The 620-nt window shown below is 57.9% G+C and carries 1 protein-coding gene; it reads right to left on the bottom strand.

The genetic code is table 11. The annotated features are described in order from the left end of the window. Positions 1-620 (bottom strand): EF-Tu/IF-2/RF-3 family GTPase (locus ACF8R4_RS14270; protein WP_392492740.1); only part of this gene is annotated, 620 nt, incomplete at both ends.

Genomic DNA, 620 nt, shown 5'->3' with positions numbered 1-620 from the left:
ACGTAAACTTCTGCGGTGAACTTGGTGTGCGGCTTGACCGAACCTGGCTTGACCAGAACCTGACCACGCTCAACGTCGTCACGCTTGGTGCCACGCAGCAGAACGCCGCAGTTCTCGCCAGCACGGCCTTCGTCCAGCAGCTTGCGGAACATCTCAACACCGGTGCAGGTGGTGGTGGTGGTGTCACGCAGACCAACGATTTCCAGTGGGTCTTGAACGCGAACGATACCACGCTCGATACGACCGGTAACAACGGTACCACGACCCGAGATCGAGAATACGTCTTCGATCGGCATCAGGAACGGCTGATCAACGGCACGAACTGGCTCAGGGATGTAGGCATCCAGAGTTTCTACCAGCTTCTTGACAGCGGTAGTACCCATTTCGTTGTCGTCTTTGCCTTCCAGGGCCATACGAGCGGAACCGATGATGATCGGAGTGTCGTCGCCTGGGAAGTCGTAGGTGGACAGCAGGTCGCGAACTTCCATCTCGACCAGTTCCAGCAGCTCAGCGTCGTCTACCAGGTCAGCCTTGTTCAGGAAGACCACGATGTACGGAACGCCTACCTGACGGGACAGCAGGATGTGCTCACGGGTTTGTGGCATCGGACCATCGGCGGC

It is taken from the genome of Pseudomonas sp. FYR_2 (genome assembly GCF_043106425.1).
Taxonomy (GTDB): domain Bacteria; phylum Pseudomonadota; class Gammaproteobacteria; order Pseudomonadales; family Pseudomonadaceae; genus Aquipseudomonas; species Aquipseudomonas monteilii.
The sequence above is the reverse complement of the archived record's forward strand: the minus strand, read 5'-3'. Positions and strand labels throughout refer to the sequence as shown.